Source organism: Streptomyces sp. ME19-01-6 (assembly GCF_033793745.1).
GTDB lineage: Bacteria > Actinomycetota > Actinomycetes > Streptomycetales > Streptomycetaceae > Streptomyces.
This window is the reverse complement of the sequence record NZ_JARAXF010000117.1, coordinates 1-888: the sequence shown is the minus strand read 5'-3', so window position 1 is coordinate 888 and position 888 is coordinate 1. Positions and strand designations below refer to the sequence as shown.

1 protein-coding gene is annotated in these 888 nt (G+C 70.6%); it reads right to left on the bottom strand.

All coding sequences use genetic code 11. The features are described from left to right. Positions 1-11: 11 nt before the first annotated feature. Positions 12-888, bottom strand: an 877-nt coding sequence (locus PV419_RS52910; RefSeq protein ID WP_319701252.1) for a zinc ribbon domain-containing protein, incomplete at its 5' end; no start/stop codon positions are given.

Below are 888 nucleotides of genomic sequence, written 5' to 3'. Positions count from 1 at the left end.
AGCGTCTCTGATCAGCTAAGCGATCCCATGTGAACCGTAAGGTCCGGCGCGGGTTCTTCCCACCTGGGCGGGGAAGCGTGAGCGTGGAGGTGGAATCCCGCGCCCAGTGCTGCTCCGCGTGGCCGGTGGCTGGTGGTGGGTGTGCTGATCGTGGTCGCGCCCTGGTGCCGGTGGGCTGCGCGGGGCAGCCGGGTCCGGCCCGTTGGTGCGTGTCCCTCCGGACGCTGGCCGGCCGGGCCGGTTGGCCTGGCTGGGGAGGGAACCTCACGTCGCCTGGGCGTGAGGCGGTTGGTTCGCGGCCGGGTGGGTCCGGTCTTGGACCGGTCTTTCCGGCTGGTCTTCGGGGTGGTGGTGATGACGGCCTTGGCCTCCATCGTGTCGACCACCGTGCGAATCATCATCTGGCCGCTGGTGCGGTCCACCACGGTCTTGGTCTGGTGGGTCAGGCCGCGTGCGGTGATGCGCTGCCAGGCGCCCTGGTCGCGGTCGCCCTGCCAGCCGCACTCGGGGTTGGGGCAGATCGCCCACTTCCAGCCCGATGTGGTGGGCCGGTCGGGGGCTTTGCGGTGCCGCAGTGAGGTGAGGCAGTGCGGGCAGTGCTTGGAGGTGTTGCGGGGTGGCACGGTCACGACCGCGATGCCGGCCTCGGCGGCGAGGTGCCGCATGCGGTCGGCGATCTGCCCGCGCACGGTCTGGGACAGGCGCGTGTTGTGCGTGCGGCCCATGCCCCCGGATTCCATCGACCGCAGGTCTTCCAGGTAGATGACCGTGGCCCCGGTGGTGATGGCCTGATCGACGGCCCAGCGGGCGGCAGCCCAGGCCAGAGTGTCGTTGAGGTTTGAGCGGCGCTCGGACACGCGCCGGATCTCCTCGGACAGCACAGTCTGC